Below are 22,106 nucleotides of genomic sequence, written 5' to 3' on the forward strand. Positions count from 1 at the left end.
TCGATAGCTTTGTAACATTAACACTAACAATTGTAGCGTTAGATACTGGCGAGGATTTAGATGCGTCTCGAAAACTTTTTGGTATAATTGAGGGAACATATATTTTGTGTGGGGGTCGCAGCGACCCCCAATTTTTGGGGATTACGATTGGCTAAAACCCTTATTCTACCTGATTTGCAGCCTCCTTGTCACCCCTTGAGCCTATTTAGCTAAGCCCCTAATATTCGAGCGACCCAAACTGCAATATCAGGAAAAGCCAGCGGATTAATATTACCCTGAGTCAGAGTTTCTCTCGATTGATATCCTTCATTGGTAGGCTCTCGAAATACTATTAATTCCATAGTTCGCAAATTGACAACCCAATACTCAGAAATGCCGGCCTCCGCGTAAATCTTGCTCTTGATTTCCAAGTCTTTGCTAAGAGTATAATCCGAGTATTCTATCAGCCAAAAGATGTTTTCTGGATAGGGATGATGTTCTCGATAATCTTGTCCCAAACGTTGAATTACAGCGATATCGGGTTGTGGCTCGGAGTTGCTTGGTGGCAAGATAATCGGTTTACCTTGGCGGATTTTAGCTCGATCGCCCAGCAAAAAAATTAGGTACTCTCCAGCCTCATCGCTAGAGTAAGCATGAGATTCTCCTTCGGGAGCTATTTCGATTATTTCTCCATCTATTAATTCAGCATTTCGCCCTTCCAGAATGCCGGCTGCAATGATGCGGTGGTAGTCTGCAACCGTCCATTTTACAGTCGTGACACTCACAGCGATTACTCCTATGTTTTTATTCTGATTTTATACGCGATCGCCTATGAAACGAATTTTTTCGCTCGCGCCGGGCGGTTGAAACCGCGTCTTGTCAAACAAAACCCGACGAAAGCCGCTTGAAGACTCGATCGCGCTTAAAACTCCTATCCCCCGCCGCTAACTCCCTCCAATCTCAGGAAATGCACCTGGCCCGATCGATCGCCCGCTACCACTGTCACCCCATCAGGGGCGATCGCACAGCCAAACACACTACCTCCGCTGAAACTAGCAATTTCTTTGCCGCTAAGCAGATCCCAGATTTTGAGGTTGCGATCCAATGAACCGGAAACCGCTATCAGGCCGTTAGGGGCGATCGCCACTGCATTTACCCCCCCACTATGACCGGTGAGAGTTCTCAGTTCCCTACCGCTGTTTGTGTCCCAGATTTTGAGGGTGCGATCCCGTGAAGCGGAAATCGCTGTGCGGCCATCGGGTGCGATCGCCACTGCTGTTACCTTGTCAGTATGACCGGTGAGGGTTATCAGTTCTCTGGCTGTCTCGGTGTCCCAGATTTTTAGGGTTCGATCCACTGAAGTGGAAATCGCTGTGCGGCCATCGGGTGCGATCGCCACTGCTGTTACCTTGTCAGTATGACCGGTGAGGGTTGTAAGTTCGGTGCCACTGAGCAAATCCCAGGTTTTCAGAGTTTCATCTTGTGAAGCGGAAATCGCTGTGAGGCCATCGGGTGCGATCGCCACTGCTTTTACTCCTTTAGTATGACCGGTGAGAGTTCTCAGTTCTCTGCCTGTCTCGGTGTCCCAGATTTTTAGCGTACAATCGAGTGAAGCCGAAATCGCTCGTTTGCCCTCTGGTGCGATCGCGACTCCCAATACAGGCTTAGTATGACCGGTGAGGGTTTGAAGTTCTCTACCTGTCTCGGTGTCCCAGAGTCTGAGGCTTTTATCCCATGAAGCCGAAATTGCTGTCAGGCCATCGGGTGCGATCGCGACTCCCAATACCCAGAACCTATGACCCGCGATCAATAATCGCACACATCCTTGCCCCGGCGGCCATAAATTAGCCCTCAAAGGTCGCAGCCAAGGACTATCTTTCCACTGCTTGACCTGTTCCAACATCCCCTGAAGCTCAGCTATTTCACAATCTAGCAATCTCCCCAATAATTGCCCTGCTAATTGCGTTTTATCATGAATCAAAATGTGCGCTGACTCGCGAATGGCTCCCTGAATCAATTTCAGTGTTTCACTTTGCTCCTGCGACAGCCACATATTAGAATTGATCGGTAAATCGTAATCCTCAATTAACGCTTGTACTCCCAACTCATCCAGTTTTGCCTCAATAAAATCGAAATCAGTTAACAACTGGTACAGTCGTTCCCATGCCGCACTCTCTACTAAATGCCTTGGCAGAGTTTCCAAAGTATCAAGCCGTTTTTGCCACGGCATTTTCCCCAACTGTTGTTTAAACTCACTCATCCGTATAAATCCCGCAACAAATTATTACAAATCGCTGTTTCTATTAAATATTTCCAATTTTAAGCGATTCTTTTAACTGCGCCAAATCGTTGCAGTGACTCGATCGATAAAATAAATCTGCTTTGTAACGCTGGATGTAAAATATCAATTATCGACTTTTACCAAAGGCATAATTATGAATTTTTATATAGTTGACGTGTTTGCGGAGTCAAAATATGCTGGCAATCAACTCGCTGTATTTTGCGGGGCTGAAGTTGCCGAACTATCTGAGGACCAAATGCTGCTGATAGCGAGGGAAATCAATTATTCAGAAACTACGTTTATTCGCTCGCCCGATCCGCGAGATGGTGGCTATGACGTGCGGATATTCACGCCCAAGAAGGAATTGCCCTTTGCCGGTCATCCGACTTTAGGCACTGCGTTTGTGTTGCAGCAAGAGATTATTCGCGAAAAGGTCGATCGAGTAATTCTCAATCTAGCCGTCGGTCAAATCCCCGTCACTTTTAATTATCACAATGAATCGGCCGATATTTTATGGATGCGACAAAACGCGCCTAGTTTTGGTCAAGTTTTATCAGCCGAGACTCTGGCAAATGTCTTGAATTTACAACCCGATGAAATTGATGCCAACTTCCCAATTCAAGAAGTTTCGACCGGAGTGCCGTTTATTATTGTACCGTTAAAAACTCTCGCCTCGCTCAAAAAAGCTCAAGTCAACTTAGATAAATATTTTGAGCTAGTTAATACAATGGAAGCGAAAGAAATTTTAATATTTTGCCCAGAAACTTACAGCGACATTAATGATTTAAGCGTGCGAGTTTTTGCCCATTCATTAGGAATTCCAGAAGATCCGGCGACTGGCAGTGCTAACGGCTGCTTGGCGGGATATTTGGTAGAACATGATTATTATGGGTCAGCAAAGATTGATGTCAGAGTTGAGCAGGGTTATGAAATCGATCGGCCTTCTTTGCTGTTGTTACAAGCCGCTAAGAATGAAGGGGAAATAACAGTTTTGGTGGGTGGTAAGGTGGTGATGGTTGCTAAGGGAGAATTTGTGTAGAATATTTAATGGCAAATTATTAACCGCAGAGGGACGCAGCTAGATTTAGAGGCTTCTTTGGCGATCGATATCTTACAATTTTGCTAATATGAGGTAGCTCATATTCATTGATTCGCGTGATTGTTAGGCTAAAAAAGTCATCACTACCAGAGACTTTCCAATGCTGCAAACATTTTCGCGGACTTTAAATGTATCCCCTGACGCTTCTGAAGCCCTGCTTTCACTGCCATTAACCAGCTTGCTCGATTCACCGGAATTCAATCAATTATTAGGAAGTCTCGATACTGCTTTACTCAAAGAAACTTTGCCAACAGCAGGAACTGTTTTAGCTCAAAAGCTGCCGCCTTTTTACGACTGGTTGCAAACAGAACTAGGAATTAAAAACGTCCCTGAGAGTCCCGATCATACTACGAAATGGGTAGTCGGTTTTTTGAAGAATCAAGAAAGTTTAACTCGTTTAGTCGATCTGCACAAATCAATTCCCAGACAGGCATTAGAACGAGCGATCCCTCGTTTAGTTAGCGCCTTTGATAAAGTTCAACCCACCGCTGTAAAGCAAGAATGGGAAAAAGCGATCGCAGCACTTTGTCTGCTTCTGGCAGTCGCAGCGCGGGAAAATCAGCCATCTGCGGCCTGAAGCAATTGTGTCTGAGTTTAGACAAAGCGCTTTTTTCGGAAAATTTGCAATTGAGTGCGATCGATCTGAACGACTACTGGCCGCCGCTTGTTGAGGACGATCGCATTGTGTCTGTTTAGCAAAAGCCACTGAGCCAATATTGCCACAATCGCGCGTCTTTTGAGAAACTTGCCTTCAAAACGCGCCATTCGGACGATCGCCTCTTCGATTTTATAACAACAGTTGTGGCCTTTCTGGGAAATCACAAAAATCGTTCCCGGTATGTAATCGCCTTGATTTGCCCAGAAAGCATACCTTTCGCCTAAAGTAAAATAGTGAAAAACATTGTTAGCGGTGGAAGTTTGAGCTAACTTTTCCGAAAGCCCCAAAGAATTAAAAGTTACAGTCGATCTAATATAATCCGGGTATTTTGCTGCTATTTGCTGAGCAACTTTGCCGCCCAAACTTTCTCCGATGACATCCGGCGGATTCCCGCTGTGAAATTGCTGCTTTATCCAATCAATAACACCCACAGTTTGCGCCGATTTTAACTGGCGTTCTAGTTTGGCCATAAATACATCGGGCGTATCTTCCAAAACGCGCTCGAAAGGATACCAAGAACCGTATCCGCGAATTACTAAAACAGGCGGATTATTGCCAGAAATGGGGAGGCGACTTTCAGCATAAAAACCAGTGCGAGAGTCTTCAAACACTTTTTTTATGATATAATTTCCATCAATAACTTGCCCTTCCTCGTGTCGAATGTAAATTGAAGGATTATTGGGTTTAAAAGTATCGTGCAGTTGGGGTTTGGCAAACTTTTCATACAGGGAATCTAGCAAGTGCCTTCCCGTTTGGCGATCGACAAAATCAAATTCTGTTTTTTTCATTATCTGGTAGGGCGGGTGTTCCCAACAATATTTAATAAGTACAAAACATCTACATAAACCCGCCACCGGACAACGAATAATCTAAATTAACTTTTACTTGTATCAGATAGCAAAAATCTACATGACATTTACCGTTGGGGGAGTGATAGGGCGAGTTTTAGATATTGTCAATTATTAACAAATATTGTATGTTAAACCCGCCCGCCCTTAGCAAATCACTTTTACAAAACTCGCAACGTGCTAGCAATACTATCGACTGCTTCCAGCGCGCGAATTTCATCGAGTGCTTGTTGAAAATTACCTTCCCTAACATCGTGAGTCACGACGACAATTTCTGCTAAATCGCCGCGAATTCCCGTCTGCACAACAGATTCCAAACTAACTTTGTGGTTGCCGAAACAAGTGCCGAGTTTGCCAATTACCCCCGGAGTATCGCGCGTCAGAAAACGGGCGTAAAAGCGAGTAACAAGTTCCTGCATCGGAGCAATTTTGCAGTAGTGTTGGTGACTGCAACTCAGCAAAGGATGGGGAATCGGAACAGTTTCGGTTTTCAGGATTGCCGCCACATTCATTATGTCAGATACTACGGCGCTAGCTGTTGGGCCTGCACCGGCGCCGCGCCCGTACAGCATCAATTGCCCGATCGGCTCTCCTTCGACTAAAATTGCATTGTAAACCCCGTTGACACTCGCCAGCGGATGAGTTTTTGGCACAAAAGTAGGATGCACTCGAATTGATAGCAGTTCGCTTTCGGCCTCCGCTTGCTTGCCATTGTAGCGGGAGGTTTCTTGAGCAATAGCCAACAATTTAATCACAAATCCCAGCTTGTCGGCGTAGTTAATATCAGCCGCACTAACTTTTCTAATACCTTCGCAGTGAACATCTGCTAATTTGATGCGTCCGCCAAAAGCTAGCGAGGCTAAAATAGCAATTTTATCGGCAGCATCTAATCCATCTACATCTGCTGTGGGGTCAGCTTCAGCATAACCTAATTGCTGAGCGTCGGCGAGCACTTCGGCAAAGTCTGCGCCTTCTGTTTGCATCCGCGTCAGGATGTAATTAGTTGTGCCGTTGACAATGCCGGTGACAGTTTGAATGCGGTTTGCACCTAAAGATTGTTTGAGGCTTTGAATGACCGGAATGCCGCCGCCGACAGCAGCTTCTAGCATTACGTAAACGCCTTTTTTGTTGGCGGCCTCGAAGATTTCATTCCCGTAGCGGGCGATAACTGCTTTGTTGGCAGTGACGACGTGCTTGCCGCTGGCAATAGCTTGCAGAATGAGCGATCGCGCCGGTTCCAATCCGCCAATCAGTTCTACTACAATATCAATTTCCGGGTCAGTTGCGATCGCTTCTAGGTCAGTTGTCAGCACATTTTCTGGCAATTGTAAAGACCGAGTTCGAGAAATATCGCGCACTCCCACCCGATAGATTTCCAATTCCTGCAACAGCGGATGGCGGCCGTCTGGGGAGAGCAAAATCTCTGCTGTTCCCGCGCCAACTGTACCCAAACCTAACAAACCAATTTTGAAAGCCACGACTTTGACCCGTAGAAACTCAATTAAGCCACAACCATTGTAGGCTATTGGCGTACCGGATCAATGAAAATAGTATTGTAGGGTACGCATTCCCTACCTTATATCAAATCCGTTAGCATCCGAATAGTAAATTCGAGTTCACTATTCACTGTTGACGGTTCAGTGTTCACTGTTGACAGTGAACACTGAACCGTCAACATCATTCCGCTGTAACCGGAAATGATATTACAAGTCGGATACAATTGCCATAAAAACAATTGTAGGGCGAGCCCAGCCCACCCTACAAATCAGATTAAATCAGGTAACACATTAATAAGTTTCAACGTGCCAACGGTGCTCTTTCTTCAACTGTTTTTGATAGGCAGCCCAGTCAACGCCGTACTTGCCAGCCGCGGCCGACATTCCCTCATCAATTCCGCCTTCCATACCCTTCAAACCGCAGATATAAGTGTGAGTATTCGGCTTTTGAACCAATTCCCACAATTGGTCTGCGTTCTCTTGAATCCGGTTTTGAATGTACATCTTGCCGCCGTCAGCATTCTTTTGCTCGCGGCTAATTGCATAAGTCAAGCGGAAATTATCGGGGAACTCGCGCTGCAATTGCTCCAACTCTTCCTTATAAAGAATGTTGGGAGTGTAAGCAACTCCAAAGAACAACCAAGCTAAACCTCTGAATTTGTAATCGGGGTTGTTTTCTTTAAACATCCGCCACAAATAAGCCCGGAAAGGAGCAATACCCGTACCGGTACCCATCATAATCACGGTGGCTTCCTCGTCGTCGGGCAACAGCATTTCTTTGCCTACGGGGCCGGTGATTTTGACATCATCTCCAGGTTGCAAACCGGTGAGAAAAGTTGAACAAACACCAAAGACTTTTTCACCGGTTTCTGGGCTTTTGTACTCTAGGCGGCGGACGCACAGAGAGACTGTTTTGTCGTCTACATCGTCTCCGTGACGGGTGGAGGCGATCGAATACAGCCGAATTTTGTGAGGTTTGCCGTTTTTATCCGTGCCATCGGGAATAATCCCGATACTTTGACCTTCGAGATAGTGCAAATTGCCTCCAGAAATGTCAAATTTGACGTGACGGACTGTACCCTCGCCGCCTTCTCTGACCAATTCTTCTGTAGAAATGCACTTACCAATATAGGGATTGGCCGGTTTGTAGAGGTTAACAGGAACCTGAACTTTTTCCTTGGCTTGAGTCATGGGCTTAGTTTCTTCTCCAGATTTCTGACTCTGTAGCCCTGCTTCTGGTGCGACTTTGCCATTTGTTTCGGGAGCGCTGTTTGAGGGGCGGATGCTGACAATTCTTCCACCCATGCGAGCAATTCTACGCATTTCCTGATTCATGCGATCGTACGGCACGGAGATAAATACGCTGCCGCTACGGCGAATCGGGTTACTTATTTGGTCAGTTGCTTGGCTCTGACGCATACCCTCCACTTCGTAAACAAAGATGCGGCTGCCTGATTCTGAGTTGGCCGCCACACCAGATATGCTTGGGCTGTACATTGGTTGATTTTCCTTCACGATACAGAGTTATAAAGAAAGAGAATGTGACGTTAGACTCAATTTACTTTTTTCTTAAGGCCATCGGGACTAATTGGCCGCGCCAATTTTTGGGCCTCGCCACGCCGGCGGGAAGGTTGAAGTTGCGATCGCTCGCGTATCAAATCCCTACTAGCCGAACGCCGCGCTCACCGAGCCCTATTGCGTTCGGCTGTTGACCTATAGCTATTGTTGTCTGCGTACTGCCAATATTTTACCCGATCGGGGGATCTGCCCCGATAAGTCCTTCTGATTTGGGGAGCGCCCCACCAGAGAAAGGAAGATTCGAGCAGTTTAATGAGGTTGAGCTTGTAGGGGGCGGACGCATTCTGGTAAGATTAACCGCTAAAGTTAGTATTAATTACTTGCCTTGAAGATTGCTTGGGTCTTTCCGGGCAGGCAGTCAACTCACTGCTGTATGCTGGTGAGAACTCGATCCTCTCGGGGTAGCAAAGCAGCACAAAGCCTGCTTGCGGCTACCTGCGGGCTGAAATTTTGTGGAATCTAGACTTGAGTTAGTTAGTAAACAGTGATTTTGTTAGAGGGAAACTATGACCAGTAAGCCGGATCGCGTGGTTTTAATTGGCGTTGCCGGAGATTCCGGATGCGGAAAATCTACTTTTTTACGCCGATTGACAGATTTATTCGGGGAAGATTTCGTGACTGTAATCTGCCTCGACGACTATCACAGTCTCGATCGCAAGCAGCGCAAGGAAACAGGGATTACTGCCCTTGACCCCAGAGCCAACAATTTTGACCTGATGGCCGAGCAAATGAAGGCGCTCAAAGAAGGTCACGCGATCGACAAGCCGATCTACAACCACGAAACCGGTATGATCGACCCGCCCGAAAGGGTAGAGCCGAATCACGTGATTGTGATTGAGGGGCTGCATCCCCTGTACGACGAGCGAGTTCGATCGCTCCTCGACTTCAGCGTCTACCTCGACATCAGCGACGAGGTAAAAATTGCTTGGAAAATCCAGCGCGACATGGCGGAACGGGGCCACCGTTACGAAGACGTGCTGTTTGCGATCAATGCTCGCAAACCCGATTTTACCGCCTACATCGACCCGCAAAAGCAATATGCTGATGTGGTAATTCAAGTATTGCCGACCAACTTGATCAAAGATGACAAAGAGCGGAAAGTTCTGCGCGTGCAGATGATCCAGCGCGAAGGCATCGCCAATTTTGAGCCTGCGTATTTGTTTGACGAAGGTTCAACAATTAACTGGGTTCCTTGCGGCCGCAAGCTGACTTGTTCTTATCCCGGAATTAAGATGTACTACGGGCCCGATGCTTTCTACGGTCACGAAGTCTCGATTTTGGAAGTAGATGGTCAATTCGAGAATCTCGAAGAAGTTATTTACATCGAAAGCCATTTGAGCAAGACTTCTACGAAGTATGAAGGCGAGTTAACTCACCTGTTGCTTCAGCACCGCGAATATCCTGGTTCCAACAATGGTACTGGTTTGTTCCAAGTGTTAGTCGGATTGAAGATGCGGGCGACTTACGAGAAGTTGACTGCAAAGGAAGCGAAAGTGGCTGTTAGTGTTTAAAACGCAGACATGAAAGATTTGGGAGGCGCAATTGCGCCTCTTTTTTTGTGGAGAAATGAACCGCAGAGGGCGCAGAGTAGAGTTAGGGGAAGGTGTTTGGAAGTAGAGAGGTTAAGAAGGTTTTTCCGGCTTCATGCAGGTCGCTATCTAGGGAAAAAGTTAGACTGCGAACTCGGATATCGCCAATTTGTTGGTCGAGCTCTTTGAGAGTTTGAGGGTAGATGAGAATTGCATTTTTACAGTTTAGTAGCGTTGCGTAGGTAACTACTTGATTACGATCCGTATTGTCTACTTTATTGGGAGCTTTGTATTTTGTATCGAGGACGTACAGGATTTCATTTGTTTCAATATCGCGTATAATTAAGTCAATCTCATCGAAATAATTTTTGTCATGTTTAACTAGGTATTGTGGTTTGACATTAAAGCGTTTTGGTGTATTTGCTTTGAGCCATTCAGCGACAAATTGTTCATATAACTTAGCCATGTCTATCAGAAAAGGGAACATTTCGCGATCGCCTGTTTCGTGACTAGGCCCTGTGTTATCTAAAAAGAATCGACATAAGGCGTGTAAAAGTTGATAATCTTGATTTAAACGGTGATAATTTCTATCAATACAAGCTTCTGATTTAAAAGGTTTTAATGTGACAAATCCTTGGAGTGCGTGAAAGGCTTTTCGCACAGTGGATGAAACAGATTCACCGCACAAACCGCTGCGGCCAATGATGAAAAGTGTCCAAGCGAGTATTTGATTATCTTCGATGTCGCCTGTTTGTTCGTTGTAGTGGCATTTGAGTTTAACATCCCAAGGTTTTTGCAGGGCTGATCGCAAATCGACGCGACCGCGAATGTAGGCGAGTCTTTCGGTTTTGGATAAGTAATCGCGATATAATCCTTTGCGACAGCGTTCTAGAATTTTTTGGGCAAGAATGTTAGCTAATCTCTCGTAACTTTGTTCTAAAGATTGGCACTGAATCGAGCCTTGGGGAAATTTTATCTTAAGGTTGTAGGCATAGTCAATCATTCCGAAGAGGTCCTTTATGGGAACCTTGGGGCGGATGGCAATGTGAAATTCTGGAGAGATGGGAATGTTGCCAACTCTGCCTTTAGATTTTAAGTGCCATTTATCTTGTGTTTTAGGGTTGGGAAATTCTATCTCGATTTCCTTGGCATAATTATGGTGTATTTTTTTTCCTACTGATTCGGGGATTAAGTCTCGATCTAAAATTCGTAATTCATATTCTGTCAGTTCGATGGGGGGTGATTCTCGTTTCATAGATGCTGTAAAGCCGTGTTTTGGGTAATAAGTGTAGCGTTAGATTATCAATAGCCCAATTCTTCCTTGATTTTATCCCATATAAACTTATTCATTGTTGCCGGGTCATTAAAGAAGTATTCTTCTAGATATGGCTCAATTTCCATTTGCCAAATATCTTTTATAATATTTTCATTTAATGGGTTAGTCAAAAAGAAAGAGATGCCTAGTTCATAGTGTTTGTTTTTAATCTCATCTTTATTTAATATTTTTAGAATACTAATTAATTTATTAACTGGAAAACCTGTTTTCTCTCTTTGGTGATACTGTCGCAGGACTTCAAGGTTTGGCTCGACGGGAATGAATGCGAAGCGGCGACGGAGTGCATTATCGACTAAGGCAATAGAACGGTCTGCTGTATTCATTGTGCCGATAATGCGGACATTTGTAGGAATTTTAAAGGGTGTACCGCTGGCTAGTGTAATAGAGCGTTTTGTGTTTTGTCGGTCATCTAGGAGATACATTAATTCGCCAAAGACTTGAGATAAATTTGCGCGATTAATTTCATCAATAATGAGAACACAAATGTCTTCACAGACTTCGGCTTTTTCGCAAAATTCAAGGAACCTACCGGGAACTATTGGATAAGTTAATTGCCCATTTTGACTTTGGGGACGGATGCCTTGAATAAAGTCTTCATAAGTATAAGCTGGATGAAATTGGATAATGTCTGAGAAACCGTCACCGTCGCTTATTAAGTGTTGGGCGAGTTGTTGGGCAAGGAAGGTTTTTCCTGTTCCGGGCGGGCCTTGGATGATGGTTTGGCCTTTGCGGTTAATGGTGTGTATCCATTGGGTTAGTTGGGTTGTTTTAAGACCAGTAGTTTGTGAAATTTGTTCTAGTTGATACACTGGATTAAATTCTTTTTCATATACTGAAAAATATTCACCTAGAATAATTGGAGTAAAATACTTGTTGTCATCGTAAAAATTAAATATAAAAAATAATGGGAATAGTTTTTTAAATGCTTGTGCTATTTTTATAATTATTTTTTTAGCAGAATATCTTAATAGTTCTTGTGATTTAAGTGATGTTTCAATCTGAATTTTAGTATCTTTTATTTTAAGTCCAGACAATATAATATCAGGATCATCTGAACAAATTATATCTATTAATAGTCCATGGAAATTCTTTTCGGGTGCAATTATGGAATCACAATCCCACTTGTTAAATTTAAAATCAGTTGTTTGCTGAGTCAAAGAGAAGCTATAATTATTTGGAAGGTGATAACGTGTAAGGGGTTCGATTAGATTTTTATGAAATATATAAGGGTAGATGCGTTTTTTTTTCAACACCTCAAAATTGTCAGTTTGGGAATAAAACCCCAACGTTAATTTCTGGTTTTCAAGATTCAGCATTAACTGAGCACGACTTATACAACGCCCAGTAGAAATGATATTTTTTAAATAAAAAACTATACTGTAGCCTGTCGGTTTCAAATCACCTATTGCAGTACGAGATCCAAAGCCCTCATATTTGATATTTATATATTCTTTGATAAAATCAGGCAACTGCTCTTCTACCTGGCTTAAAATATAGTTTAATGGCTCTTCTACATATTTTAATCTATCTTTTGTGTGTGCTATGTAAAAATCAGGGCTTTGACCTGCATATTTTTTTGATAATAGGTTAAATGTCTCTACTGAAAAAGGACATTCAGGATGTACAAAAACTTTTTCCATTTTTTCTGTATGTTTAAGGTGACTCAATTGTTGTTCTTAAATTATTGTAGCCGATCGCCCTTCTCGACACCAGATATCTGAAATACGATCGCACTCCCCATCCTTACTCTCATCAATAGCCCTGCCAAACCAGTAACACTGGCAAAACCGCTAACAACAGTTCCCGGAAAATTTAAACTTGCGCCGAGTGACTCAGATTTACCAAATTGTGTCTATACTAGATAATTGAATCCGGCGATCGCGACTAATAACGGGTACATTAAGATACAAAGCAGTAGCAGCAATAATGCGATCGGGTATATCGGGAATTTGCGATCGGTCAAGTTGCCTTAAAGTCAAAGCTATATTGCGATCGAAAGGAATTTCAACCAATAAGGCATCATCGCTCTCAACTTCTCTCAATAATAGATCGAGAGTAGTTGAATTAATCCGCCCTCTCTCGCTCAGATAGACAATTTCTGCTAATGTAATTGATGAAAAAGCCACCTGATTTCCTTCGGCAGCTATCTGTTCTATTGTCGTTCTAGCAGTCACTGAAAGTCGCTTTCTAGGCAAATATATACCAGATTACAGCATGAGTATCAGCTACAACACGAAGCATTAGAAATCATCCCTTGGGAAATTCGCCCATTCTTCGCTGCGAGCTTCATCTATATCAGTGGCAGAAGGTGCAATTCCCAACTCAGCACATAAACCCCACAACGATTTGCGGGGAGCGGGCCGAACAACTAATTCTCGTTCTATTTCAGGAACTATCCACTTAATCAATCGTAACTTTTCGGCGAGAGACAAGTGCTTAACAAGATTTAAAACCGCCTCAAAAGTCATGTTTTTATGTTTCAATTTGTGATTGATGTAATTGTAGCATTTTGGCTGCCAAGGACAGCATCACCAGGTTTGGGTTGAGAAGATTCGTTTACCACGCTTCCCGGAAAAGTTAAACTTGTGTTGAAATTATCTAAACGTGCTATATTCAATTCCGTCAACCCTGAACTGCGCTTTCAGGTAATGCAAATTTACAAACGAGTCAACTGAATGCTCTCTACTTTTAAGAAATTAGCTTCAATTGCAATCATCTTTGCCGCCCTAAAACTTTTACTTAATTATCCGGCTTTCAGAGAGATAGAAAATTATATCGCAAATAGAGACCCAGCAAGTGCTACCTTAGACGCTGGAACTCAGCAGCAAAAATCCAGCAGCCCGCCTCCGGTAGTTCGCAAAAAATCACCGGAGCAAAAGTTTGATGTAGTAGTATATGGTGATGAAGTACCGGGGATATGTGCGGCGATATGGGCTAAGAAAACTTTAGGCGCAAAGGGCAAAGTTGCGATCGTGCGATCGAACTACGGAAGTGCTCCTTTGGGCGGCTTACTCACCCGCGGCGGTTTAGCTTACATCGATGTAGATAAAATCCCCGGTTGGTATCGCCAACCTTACGCGCAATGTTTTAAGGAATTCTTAGATAAAGCGGATGCGCCCGAATCTTGCTTAGACCCAAAAAAGGCAGATAGAGCTCTCAAACAGATGCTTTCAGCAGCCGGAATCAAAGTTATTTCCAACTCAACTCTTACTCCCCGCGTCGTAGATAAAAAAATTGAATATGCCGAAGTAAAAGGCAGCAATCTCATAATTAAAGCTAACTCTTTTATTGACGTAACTCAAGACGCCGAATTGGCAAGAAAAGCAGGGTTATCTTATTATACAGGATATGAATCTCAAAATATAAAATCCAAAAATGAAACTTTAGCTGTATCTATAGTTCCAAGAATTACAGGTATAACGATGTCCGAGTTCCGCAGAATAGAAGATGAAATTCTTTACAACAGGTCTTTGGTAAAAAAGATTAAAGAAAGCATTATGAAATCTAAAGATCCGGCTAGTACAAAATTCTGGATGAGGAATTTCTGGAGTACGATTTATCAGCCATATACAGACGGCTACGACATCAGAAGTGTAGCTATAGGTGCAGCGTATCACATAGACAGAAATCTGCCATTCAGTCAAAATAAAGGATTCTTTTTTGATAAAGGCAATGTCTGCGTTTATAACAGAAATGTGCTGTCCTGGAACGGGTTTCTGTTTAAATACCAAGTTCACCAAATCATGAAGATGGAAGCTAACGGCAGAAAACCGACTCCTGAAATGATTAAAGAAATGTCACATCTCCAATACTGGCTACAAAAGAAGTCTGGTAAAGATGTGAGAGTATTTCTTCCAGACGAAATTTATATCAGGCAAACTTTGAACGTTCGCGATGTGGTAGATCCGCTGACGGGGCAGGAGATTATCAAAGGGGGAACAGTACCCGAAAAGTCGATCGGCAGTTTTTCCTACGATTTCGATATGCGAGGCGGAGTCAAGAATTTATCTGCGAGAATTCCGCCGCTGCCAGTCTATAATTTCGGGATAGAAAGCGCTTTAGCTAGCAAAGTCAAGAATTTAGCAATTGTCGGGCGATCGTCCGGTTATGTGGGTATGGCTGTATCCGTCGGGCGAATTGCGACAGTGAATATTTATCAAGGACAAGGTGTGGGCGTGGCGGCTGCCTTGGCTAGCAAGTTCGGCGTACCTCTGAATTCGATTACTTCGGCTGAAACGAAAAAAACTCTGGAGACTTTAACCGGGAAAACTACGTATTTGTCGGGGAGAGATACGAGTTATGGAGTTGATTATAAGGAGGTGAAGTAATCGAGATATAGCTGTCGCCCGTGTTGCTATACTATTTTCAACCCCGCCTACAAACTACAAACTTTTGTTTGAGTTTGAGAACAAAAAACGCAATTCCTGGAGGTTGATATCTGTTATTCATTGCGATCCTTAATTATTGCCAGTTGTTTTACCAGTAGGACTAAGGCAAAAAGAAAATCGGTTTGTCTGCAAAATCGTGGCTTTCTCCGAGAGAATGCGGGTTTTGGATTAGGGATTTCTGTCAAATAAGATATTAAAAGGATTTTACCACTGAAGATGTAGAAACCTCTTCAATTCCTTCCCACATTTGAGCAACCGAAATGGTTTGCCCAGTTATGGCTTCGTGCCAAGCTTGCCGAAAATCTTGTATAAGCGCTGCTTTAGATTGGCCCTCTCCGTCAATTTCTGAGGGTTCTGGAATACTAAAAGAATTAGCAGGAGGCATCTCTTGGATTTCTGCTGAGAAAACCTCTGGCAGATTATTTTGCGAAATGATTACCCCCTGACGTTGCTTTTGGCTTAGAAACTCTATAAAACTCGCAACTAATGCCAGATGTTCTGGAGAGAGTCGATCGAGCCATCGATCGATTTGATGTCGAAGTGCAGCTACATTCATAATGCCATCAAACCTTTTAATTTTACCTTCATTTTAACGTAAACCCGCCCCGCCCTGAATATCGCTATTCCCTCTGTCTCTGACGCGGATGCGGTTCAAACATCTTCTCCTCCCTCTCCTGTGGCACAATCTTAAATAAGATCAAACTCTCAAGCCACCATGACCGCAAACCTACCCCCCCAATACGACCCCCAAGCCACCGAAGCCAAGTGGCAAAAATACTGGGAAGACAACCAAACCTTCAAAGCTGACCCCGAAAAAGGCGGCGAACCTTACTGCGTCGTCATCCCGCCGCCCAACGTGACAGGCAGTCTCCACATGGGACACGCTTTTGAAGAGACGCTGATTGATGTCCTCGTCCGCTATCACCGCATGACTGGACGCAATACGCTGTGGTTGCCGGGAACGGATCATGCTAGCATCGCAGTTCAAACTATTCTCGAAAAGCAACTCAAAGCACAAGGCAAAACTCGCCACGATTTAGGTCGAGAAAAATTTTTGGAACGGGCCTGGGAGTGGAAAGTGGAATCGGGCAATACTATTACTAATCAATTACGCAGTTTGGGCGTGTCTGTTGATTGGTCGCGCGAACGCTTTACGATGGATGAAGGCTTATCCGCTGCGGTTTTAGAAGCGTTTGTCCGTCTGTACGATGAGGGGCTGATTTATCGCGGCAATTACTTGGTGAATTGGTGTCCGGCGAGTCAGTCTGCTGTGTCGGATTTGGAGGTAGACCAGCAGGAAGTTGACGGGCATTTGTGGCATTTCCGCTATCCTTTGACGGATGGTTCTGGTTATTTGGAGGTGGCGACGACTCGGCCGGAAACGATGTTGGGCGATACAGGGGTGGCGGTGAATCCACAGGACGATCGCTACAAGCATCTTATCGGTCAAACTGTGACTTTGCCGATCGTGAATCGCGAAATCCCAATCATTGCTGATGAGTTTGTCGATCCGACTTTCGGAACTGGTTGTGTCAAGGTGACACCCGCCCACGATCCGAATGACTTCGAGATGGGTAAGCGTCACAATTTGCCGTTTATTAACATCATGAATAAGGACGGCACTTTAAATGAAAATGCCGGAGAGTTCCAGGGACAAGACCGATTTGTTGCCCGAAAAAATGTGGTGCAGCGGTTAGAAAGTGACGGGGTTTTGGTTAAAATAGAAGATTACAAGCATACTGTTCCCTACAGCGAACGCGGCAAAGTTCCGGTCGAACCGTTGATATCTACTCAATGGTTTGTGAAGATCGACCCTCTTTCTCAACGCGCTTTAGAAGCATTAGATCAAAGTAACTCACCAGTCTTTGTTCCTGACAGATGGACAAAGGTTTATCGCGATTGGTTGGTGAAGCTGAAGGATTGGTGTATCTCCAGACAATTGTGGTGGGGACACCAAATCCCGGCTTGGTATGCTGTTAGCGAAACCCAAGGAGAAATTACTGATACAACACCTTTTATAGTTGCGAAAACTGAAGCTGAAGCTAAGGAAAAAGCAACGGCTAAATTTGGTAATGACGTGCAGCTAGCAAGAGATCCCGACGTATTGGATACTTGGTTTTCGTCTGGTTTGTGGCCTTTCTCAACTTTGGGATGGCCTGACGAAACTAAAGATTTGGATTTTTACTATCCCACAACTACTTTGGTTACTGGTTTTGATATCATCTTTTTCTGGGTTGCTAGAATGACGATGATGGCCGGACATTTTACTGGAAAGATGCCTTTTGATACTGTTTACATTCACGGTTTGGTGTTGGATGAAAACGGTCAGAAAATGTCTAAGAGTAAAAACAACGGTATCGACCCGCTGCTGTTGATTGGCAAGTACGGTACTGATGCTTTGCGCTACACTTTGGTTAAGGAAGTGGTTGGGGCCGGTCAAAATATTCGCATGGAGTACGATCGCAAAACTGATGAATCGAAATCGGTGGAAGCTTCGCGGAATTTCACGAATAAGTTGTGGAATGCGGCCAGGTTTGTGATGATGAATTTGGAGGGACAGACGCCGCAGCAGTTGGGAAGCCCTTCTGTGGAAGCTGGTTTGGAATTGTGCGATCGCTGGATTCTTTCTCGATATTATCAAGTTGTGCAAGAAAGCCGCAATTGTTTGGAAAATTACGGTTTGGGAGAAGCAGCTAAGGGACTTTATGAGTTTATTTGGGGCGATTTCTGTGACTGGTATATTGAGATAGTCAAGTCTCGCTTGCAGCAGGATGCTGAACCAAATTCTAAGAAAGTGGCACAGCAAACTTTTGCTTTTGTGTTGGAAGGGATTCTGAAACTGCTGCATCCTTTTATGCCGCACATTACTGAGGAGATTTGGCACACTCTGACTCAAACAGGTGATGGTGAATGTTTGGCTTTGCAAGCTTATCCTGAAGCTGATATCTCGCTAATTGATGCTGAATTAGAACATCAGTTTGAGTTGTTGTTCGGTACAATTCGCACTATTCGCAATTTGCGGGCAGATGCTGATATCAAACCCAGTGTGAAGGTGACGGCGATTTTGCAAAGCGAAAGCGAGAAAGAACGCCAAATAATCTCAGATGGAGGTGTTTACATTCAGGATTTGGCAAAAGTCGAAAATCTGACAGTTACTGCTAGTTTGGATGCAGAGTTGGGACAGACAATTGCTGGGGTTGTCGGTACTGTGCAAGTATTGATTCCTCTGGCTGGGGTGGTGGATTTGGCTGCTTTACGTGCTAAATTAGAGAAGAAGTTGAGCAAAGTGGAAGCTGAAATTAAGCATACTGCGGCGCGCTTGACTAATCAGAAGTTTGTGGATAAGGCTACTCCGGATGTGGTTCAGGGGGCGAGGGATGCTTTGGCGGAAGCCGAAAAACAAGCGGAGATTTTGCGCGATCGGCTAAAGTTGTTTTAAGAGTTGACAGTTGAGAATTGACTGTTGACTGTGGCCGGGGCGGGTTTACGAAATAGTTAGTTTCAAGCATAAATTGTTTGTAAAACCCGCCCCTAGGAGATCGTAAATCATACAATTACTAATAACTAATAGCAAGACACGGAATGCAGGGATACACGGATAGCTGTTTTTACCAATTACCAGTTATGAATAACTAATAAGCCATCACTAATTACCCTCATGTTATATTTAGCCAAAGTACAAAATCAGGAAATTTTAGGCGAGATAAGTCTGCAATTGCTGGCTTGCCAAAATGCTGAGGATACTTGGGCTATGCTTTTTGAAGAAACTATCTTGACCCTACCGCCAGATTTTGCTCAAACTCCAATTAACTCTGCAACTAATGTTTTAAATGAAGGGATGCTAGTATTAGCAGATATTGGCGAAAATAACCAGGTTTTAAATATTCAAGCAGCTACAAACTGGGTACTACAATTAGTTGAAAAATATTTAACAACAGGCTTTACCCCCGATTTTTTGCAGCAAGAAGCCCAGAAAGCAGAAGATTGGCGGCAATCTCTCACTTTGCAGAGTCAAGAATTGTCTCGCCGCTTGATTGAAGTTGAAGCCCGGCGGGAACAAATTCAAAATTTAGAAGCAAAACTCCAGCAGGAAAAGCAATTGTTGGAAAGTTCGATCGCCCAATTGAAAATTTCACCCGCTACACCACCACTTTGACTACAATTAACACACCAAACGTAGGGACACGCCACTACCGCGTCCCCACAAACCTAATATGCAATTTGCTGGACATCATATAATTTGTAACTTGACAAATACCCCTTAACCGTTGCCTGATCGCCAGCAAAATTGCCTATGGCTAAAGCACTTTTGACTTCAGCCAAGCGGCGGGGAGACACAGCAGTTTCTGAGAATTGCTAACATAAGCCCGCTTCTGAAACACATCATATTGATTGCGTTCGATCGCATTTAAGATTCTGCTGTACAGCATTGTAGCCGCCCAAACTGTCCAGCGGATATCGGGGCTGAGCACTTTAATTCCCGGTTCGGCGCTGGCGTATAATTTGCGAGCTCGCTGAATTTGAAACCGCATTAATTCCCGCCAGCGGTTGTCAATGACACCGTTGAATAAATCTTCTTCGGTGTAGTTAAACAAGGCTAAATCTTCTAAGGGAATGTAAATGCGGCCGCGGCGGGCGTCTTCTCCGACATCGCGCAGAATATTAGTCAACTGCTTGGCAATACCGAGGGAGATGGCTTCTTCTTTGGGAATTTTATTACCCCAGTGCCAATTCCAGTTAGCAGCGGGATTCGATTCGTCTACACCCATGACAGACATCGACATTAGGCCTACAGTACCCGCTACTCGATAACAGTAAAGATTGAGCTCTTCAAAAGTTTCGTAGCGGCTACGGTACAAGTCCATTTGCTGGCCCGCAATCATCTCTCGAAACGGCTGAATGTCGATCGGGAAACGAGACAGCGTATCCACCAACGCTACGTCGTAGTCGTCGTGAGGATGGCCGGCAAACACAGATTCTAGCCGTTTTTCCCACAGATTGAGGGTTTCAGGGGTCGTTGCCTCAGAACCCGGCCCGTCTACGAGTTCGTCGGTGCGGCGGCACCAGACGTAAATCGCCCAAATCGCCCGACGCTTCGCTTCGGGCATGAGTTGAGTGCCTAAATAAAAATTTTTGGCATAACTCGCCGTGACTTGGCGGCACAGTTCGTAAGAGTCATCCACAGAAGCCAGAGTTCTCATGCACTGGAGTTTTGACAGTTGCAGCATCCGAGAATAAGAAATTTAAAGATTAGAACTGATTTTCCCCCGTTTAGAAAACGGGAGATTCTTTTACCTTTTTATGAAAAATTCTTAATTTTTCATTTGTTATTGGCCGTCGAAATAGCCTGCGCTGTCAGCTTACCAGAAAGCACGGCACCTTCCATACTCGCAAGATAACGCTGCATCGTATAATCCCCCGTTAGATAGAAATTGCTAATGGGAGTTGTTTGTGTGGGACGGCACTGCTGGCGTCCGGGAGTGGCTTTGTAGACGGAACGAGGGGTTTTGACTACGTGATATTTGAGCAGTTTGGCTGGTTCTGGGATTTGATCGGGAAAGAGTTTTTCTAACTCGACCATTGTGGCTGCGACGATATCTTCGTCAGACTTGCCTATCCAGTCTTTTGCCGGTGCTAAAACCAGTTCCAGCATGGATTTGTCTGGGTTGGCATATTCGCGGCAGGTGTTGCTCATGTCGGCGTAGACGCTCAGCAGGGGCGATCGCGAGAACAGCAAATGGTCGATGTCAGTTAATTTGCGATCGAACCACAAGTGTACATTAATGACGGGTACTCCCTCCAAGCCTTCGAGCTGTTTGAAATAATCCATTTCGCCCCAAGGTTTCGGCATCATCAGCTTCAGCGGGTCAACCGGCATCGCGGAAACGTAAATATCGGCCGTCAGAATTTCTGACTCTGCCCCTTTTACTCCCCGAATCTGGAAGCCGCGCACCGTGTTGTCATCGTTGAGCAAAAACTCCCCGATGGGTGCATTCAGCCGTACTTCACCGCCGCGCTCAGTTATGTAGTCTACCATCGGCTGACACAACCTCTCTGTGGGGGAACCGTCTAAAAAGGCCATTTTCGAGCCGTTTTTCTCTTGCAAGAAGCGGTTGAGGGCTGTCAGCAGTATGGTTGCAGATATTTCGTGGGGGTCGATGAAGTTGAGCGCCTTGGACATGGCGATGAATACTTCTTTTTCGACTCTGGGGGGGACGTTTTGCTTTTTCAGCCAGTCGGAAAACGAGTATTTGTCCATTGCTTCGACATAGTTTTGACCCTGAAGCATCGCCGGAATCAAACCGATGCCAAAGCGGATTTTTTCGGGCCAGGTGAGCATATCGTTGTTGCTCAAGATGGCTGCGACGCCGTTGAAGGGGGCCGGAAGGTCGGGAAAGTCAAAGCGGGAATAGGTTCCGGGGGTTTCCGGCTGATTGAAAATCATGCTGTGTTCTTTCCATTGCAGCCGGTCTTCAATGTCAAGTTCTTTGAAGAGTTGGAGCATATTCGGGTATGCGCCGAAGAATATGTGGAGGCCGGTTTCGTACCAGTCGCCGTCCGCATCTTTCCAGGCGGCTACTTTGCCGCCGAGTACGTCCCGACTTTCTAGGAGGATGGGGGTGTGGCCCGCGTCGGTAAGATATTTAGCGCAGGAAAGTCCTGCTAAGCCGGCTCCGGCGATCGCAACTCGCATTTGATACTACTTGGCCTCTGTGTTCGCTTCGGTTTAATTATACTTTACAACTCGTTACATTTTTTTGGGAAATCTGTAGGGACACGGCAGTGCTTGGAGGTGTCGGCTTAGCCCGAAAGTCCGCCAGGGACTTTCAGTCCCTGTCTCATAGCGCAAGTCCTCTGAAAGAGGACTGAAGAATACATTTGTCCTCTTTCAAAGGACTTTTGCTTTGAGGCAG

Annotated in this window: 18 protein-coding genes; 6 read left to right on the forward strand and 12 right to left on the reverse strand. The window is 44.7% G+C overall.

Annotated elements, in window-relative coordinates:
• Window positions 1-209: 209 nt before the first annotated feature.
• Both QUA23_RS15695 and QUA23_RS15700 read right to left on the reverse strand, forming a co-directional pair.
• On the reverse strand, window positions 210-764 hold the full coding sequence (locus QUA23_RS15695; protein WP_333077156.1) for a Uma2 family endonuclease: 555 nt from the start codon (window positions 762-764) through the stop codon (window positions 210-212).
• Between the two features lie 146 nt (window positions 765-910).
• Window positions 911-2,239 carry a WD40 repeat domain-containing protein gene (locus QUA23_RS15700; protein ID WP_333077157.1) on the reverse strand — a complete coding sequence of 443 codons (1,329 nt, stop codon included), beginning with the start codon at window positions 2,237-2,239 and terminating at the stop codon, window positions 911-913.
• Between the two features lie 175 nt (window positions 2,240-2,414).
• On the opposite strand from QUA23_RS15700, the gene QUA23_RS15705 reads away from it, so the two are divergent.
• Both QUA23_RS15705 and QUA23_RS15710 read left to right on the forward strand, forming a co-directional pair.
• Window positions 2,415-3,299 carry a PhzF family phenazine biosynthesis protein gene (locus tag QUA23_RS15705; RefSeq protein ID WP_333077158.1) on the forward strand — a complete coding sequence of 295 codons (885 nt, stop codon included), beginning with the start codon at window positions 2,415-2,417 and terminating at the stop codon, window positions 3,297-3,299.
• Between the two features lie 160 nt (window positions 3,300-3,459).
• Window positions 3,460-3,936 (forward strand): hypothetical protein, encoded by a 477-nt coding sequence (locus QUA23_RS15710; RefSeq protein WP_333077160.1) that lies wholly within the window; start codon window positions 3,460-3,462, stop codon window positions 3,934-3,936.
• Window positions 3,937-3,953: 17 nt separating this feature from the next.
• On the opposite strand, the gene QUA23_RS15715 is transcribed toward QUA23_RS15710, so the two are convergent.
• The 3 genes from QUA23_RS15715 to petH all read right to left on the reverse strand — a co-directional run bounded on the left by QUA23_RS15715 (window position 3,954) and on the right by petH (window position 7,858).
• Window positions 3,954-4,805, reverse strand: a complete 852-nt coding sequence (locus tag QUA23_RS15715; protein WP_333077161.1) for a hypothetical protein — start codon at window positions 4,803-4,805, stop codon at window positions 3,954-3,956.
• 221 nt (window positions 4,806-5,026) lie between these two features.
• On the reverse strand, window positions 5,027-6,343 hold the full coding sequence (locus QUA23_RS15720) for a homoserine dehydrogenase (RefSeq protein WP_333077162.1): 1,317 nt from the start codon (window positions 6,341-6,343) through the stop codon (window positions 5,027-5,029).
• A 309-nt stretch (window positions 6,344-6,652) separates the two neighbouring features.
• On the reverse strand, window positions 6,653-7,858 hold the full coding sequence (gene petH, locus QUA23_RS15725; RefSeq protein ID WP_333077163.1) for a ferredoxin--NADP reductase: 1,206 nt from the start codon (window positions 7,856-7,858) through the stop codon (window positions 6,653-6,655).
• A 587-nt stretch (window positions 7,859-8,445) separates the two neighbouring features.
• Here petH and QUA23_RS15730 point away from each other — a divergent pair.
• Window positions 8,446-9,450 (forward strand): phosphoribulokinase, encoded by a 1,005-nt coding sequence (locus tag QUA23_RS15730; RefSeq protein WP_015179263.1) that lies wholly within the window; start codon window positions 8,446-8,448, stop codon window positions 9,448-9,450.
• Between the two features lie 82 nt (window positions 9,451-9,532).
• On the opposite strand, the gene QUA23_RS15735 is transcribed toward QUA23_RS15730, so the two are convergent.
• The 4 genes from QUA23_RS15735 to QUA23_RS15750 form a co-directional block, all read right to left on the reverse strand.
• On the reverse strand, window positions 9,533-10,723 hold the full coding sequence (locus tag QUA23_RS15735; protein WP_333077164.1) for a 5-methylcytosine restriction system specificity protein McrC: 1,191 nt from the start codon (window positions 10,721-10,723) through the stop codon (window positions 9,533-9,535).
• Window positions 10,724-10,770: 47 nt separating this feature from the next.
• On the reverse strand, window positions 10,771-12,444 hold the full coding sequence (locus QUA23_RS15740) for an AAA family ATPase (RefSeq protein ID WP_333077166.1): 1,674 nt from the start codon (window positions 12,442-12,444) through the stop codon (window positions 10,771-10,773).
• 198 nt (window positions 12,445-12,642) lie between these two features.
• On the reverse strand, window positions 12,643-12,978 hold the full coding sequence (locus QUA23_RS15745; RefSeq protein WP_333077167.1) for a PIN domain-containing protein: 336 nt from the start codon (window positions 12,976-12,978) through the stop codon (window positions 12,643-12,645).
• Between the two features lie 66 nt (window positions 12,979-13,044).
• Entirely contained in the window at window positions 13,045-13,287 is a 243-nt protein-coding gene (locus tag QUA23_RS15750; protein WP_333077168.1) for a hypothetical protein, read from the reverse strand.
• Between the two features lie 192 nt (window positions 13,288-13,479).
• Here QUA23_RS15750 and QUA23_RS15755 point away from each other — a divergent pair, with 192 nt between their 5' ends.
• Window positions 13,480-15,132: an FAD-dependent oxidoreductase gene (locus tag QUA23_RS15755; RefSeq protein ID WP_333077169.1), complete on the forward strand. Its 1,653-nt coding sequence runs from the start codon at window positions 13,480-13,482 to the stop codon at window positions 15,130-15,132.
• A gap of 253 nt (window positions 15,133-15,385) precedes the next feature.
• Here QUA23_RS15755 and QUA23_RS15760 read toward each other — a convergent pair whose 3' ends face one another.
• On the reverse strand, window positions 15,386-15,748 hold the full coding sequence (locus tag QUA23_RS15760; RefSeq protein WP_333077170.1) for a hypothetical protein: 363 nt from the start codon (window positions 15,746-15,748) through the stop codon (window positions 15,386-15,388).
• A 159-nt stretch (window positions 15,749-15,907) separates the two neighbouring features.
• Here QUA23_RS15760 and QUA23_RS15765 point away from each other — a divergent pair, with 159 nt between their 5' ends.
• Window positions 15,908-18,631, forward strand: a complete 2,724-nt coding sequence (locus tag QUA23_RS15765) for a valine--tRNA ligase (RefSeq protein ID WP_333077171.1) — start codon at window positions 15,908-15,910, stop codon at window positions 18,629-18,631.
• 219 nt (window positions 18,632-18,850) lie between these two features.
• On the forward strand, window positions 18,851-19,348 hold the full coding sequence (locus QUA23_RS15770; RefSeq protein WP_333077173.1) for a hypothetical protein: 498 nt from the start codon (window positions 18,851-18,853) through the stop codon (window positions 19,346-19,348).
• A 142-nt stretch (window positions 19,349-19,490) separates the two neighbouring features.
• Here QUA23_RS15770 and crtB read toward each other — a convergent pair whose 3' ends face one another.
• Both crtB and pds read right to left on the reverse strand, forming a co-directional pair.
• Window positions 19,491-20,420, reverse strand: coding sequence for a 15-cis-phytoene synthase CrtB (gene crtB / locus QUA23_RS15775; protein ID WP_333077174.1), 930 nt, complete (start codon window positions 20,418-20,420; stop codon window positions 19,491-19,493).
• A 92-nt stretch (window positions 20,421-20,512) separates the two neighbouring features.
• Window positions 20,513-21,886 carry a 15-cis-phytoene desaturase gene (gene pds / locus QUA23_RS15780; protein ID WP_333077175.1) on the reverse strand — a complete coding sequence of 458 codons (1,374 nt, stop codon included), beginning with the start codon at window positions 21,884-21,886 and terminating at the stop codon, window positions 20,513-20,515.
• Window positions 21,887-22,106 lie beyond the last annotated feature (220 nt).

The organism is Microcoleus sp. Pol1C5, from assembly GCF_036701115.1.
Lineage (GTDB): Bacteria > Cyanobacteriota > Cyanobacteriia > Cyanobacteriales > Microcoleaceae > Microcoleus.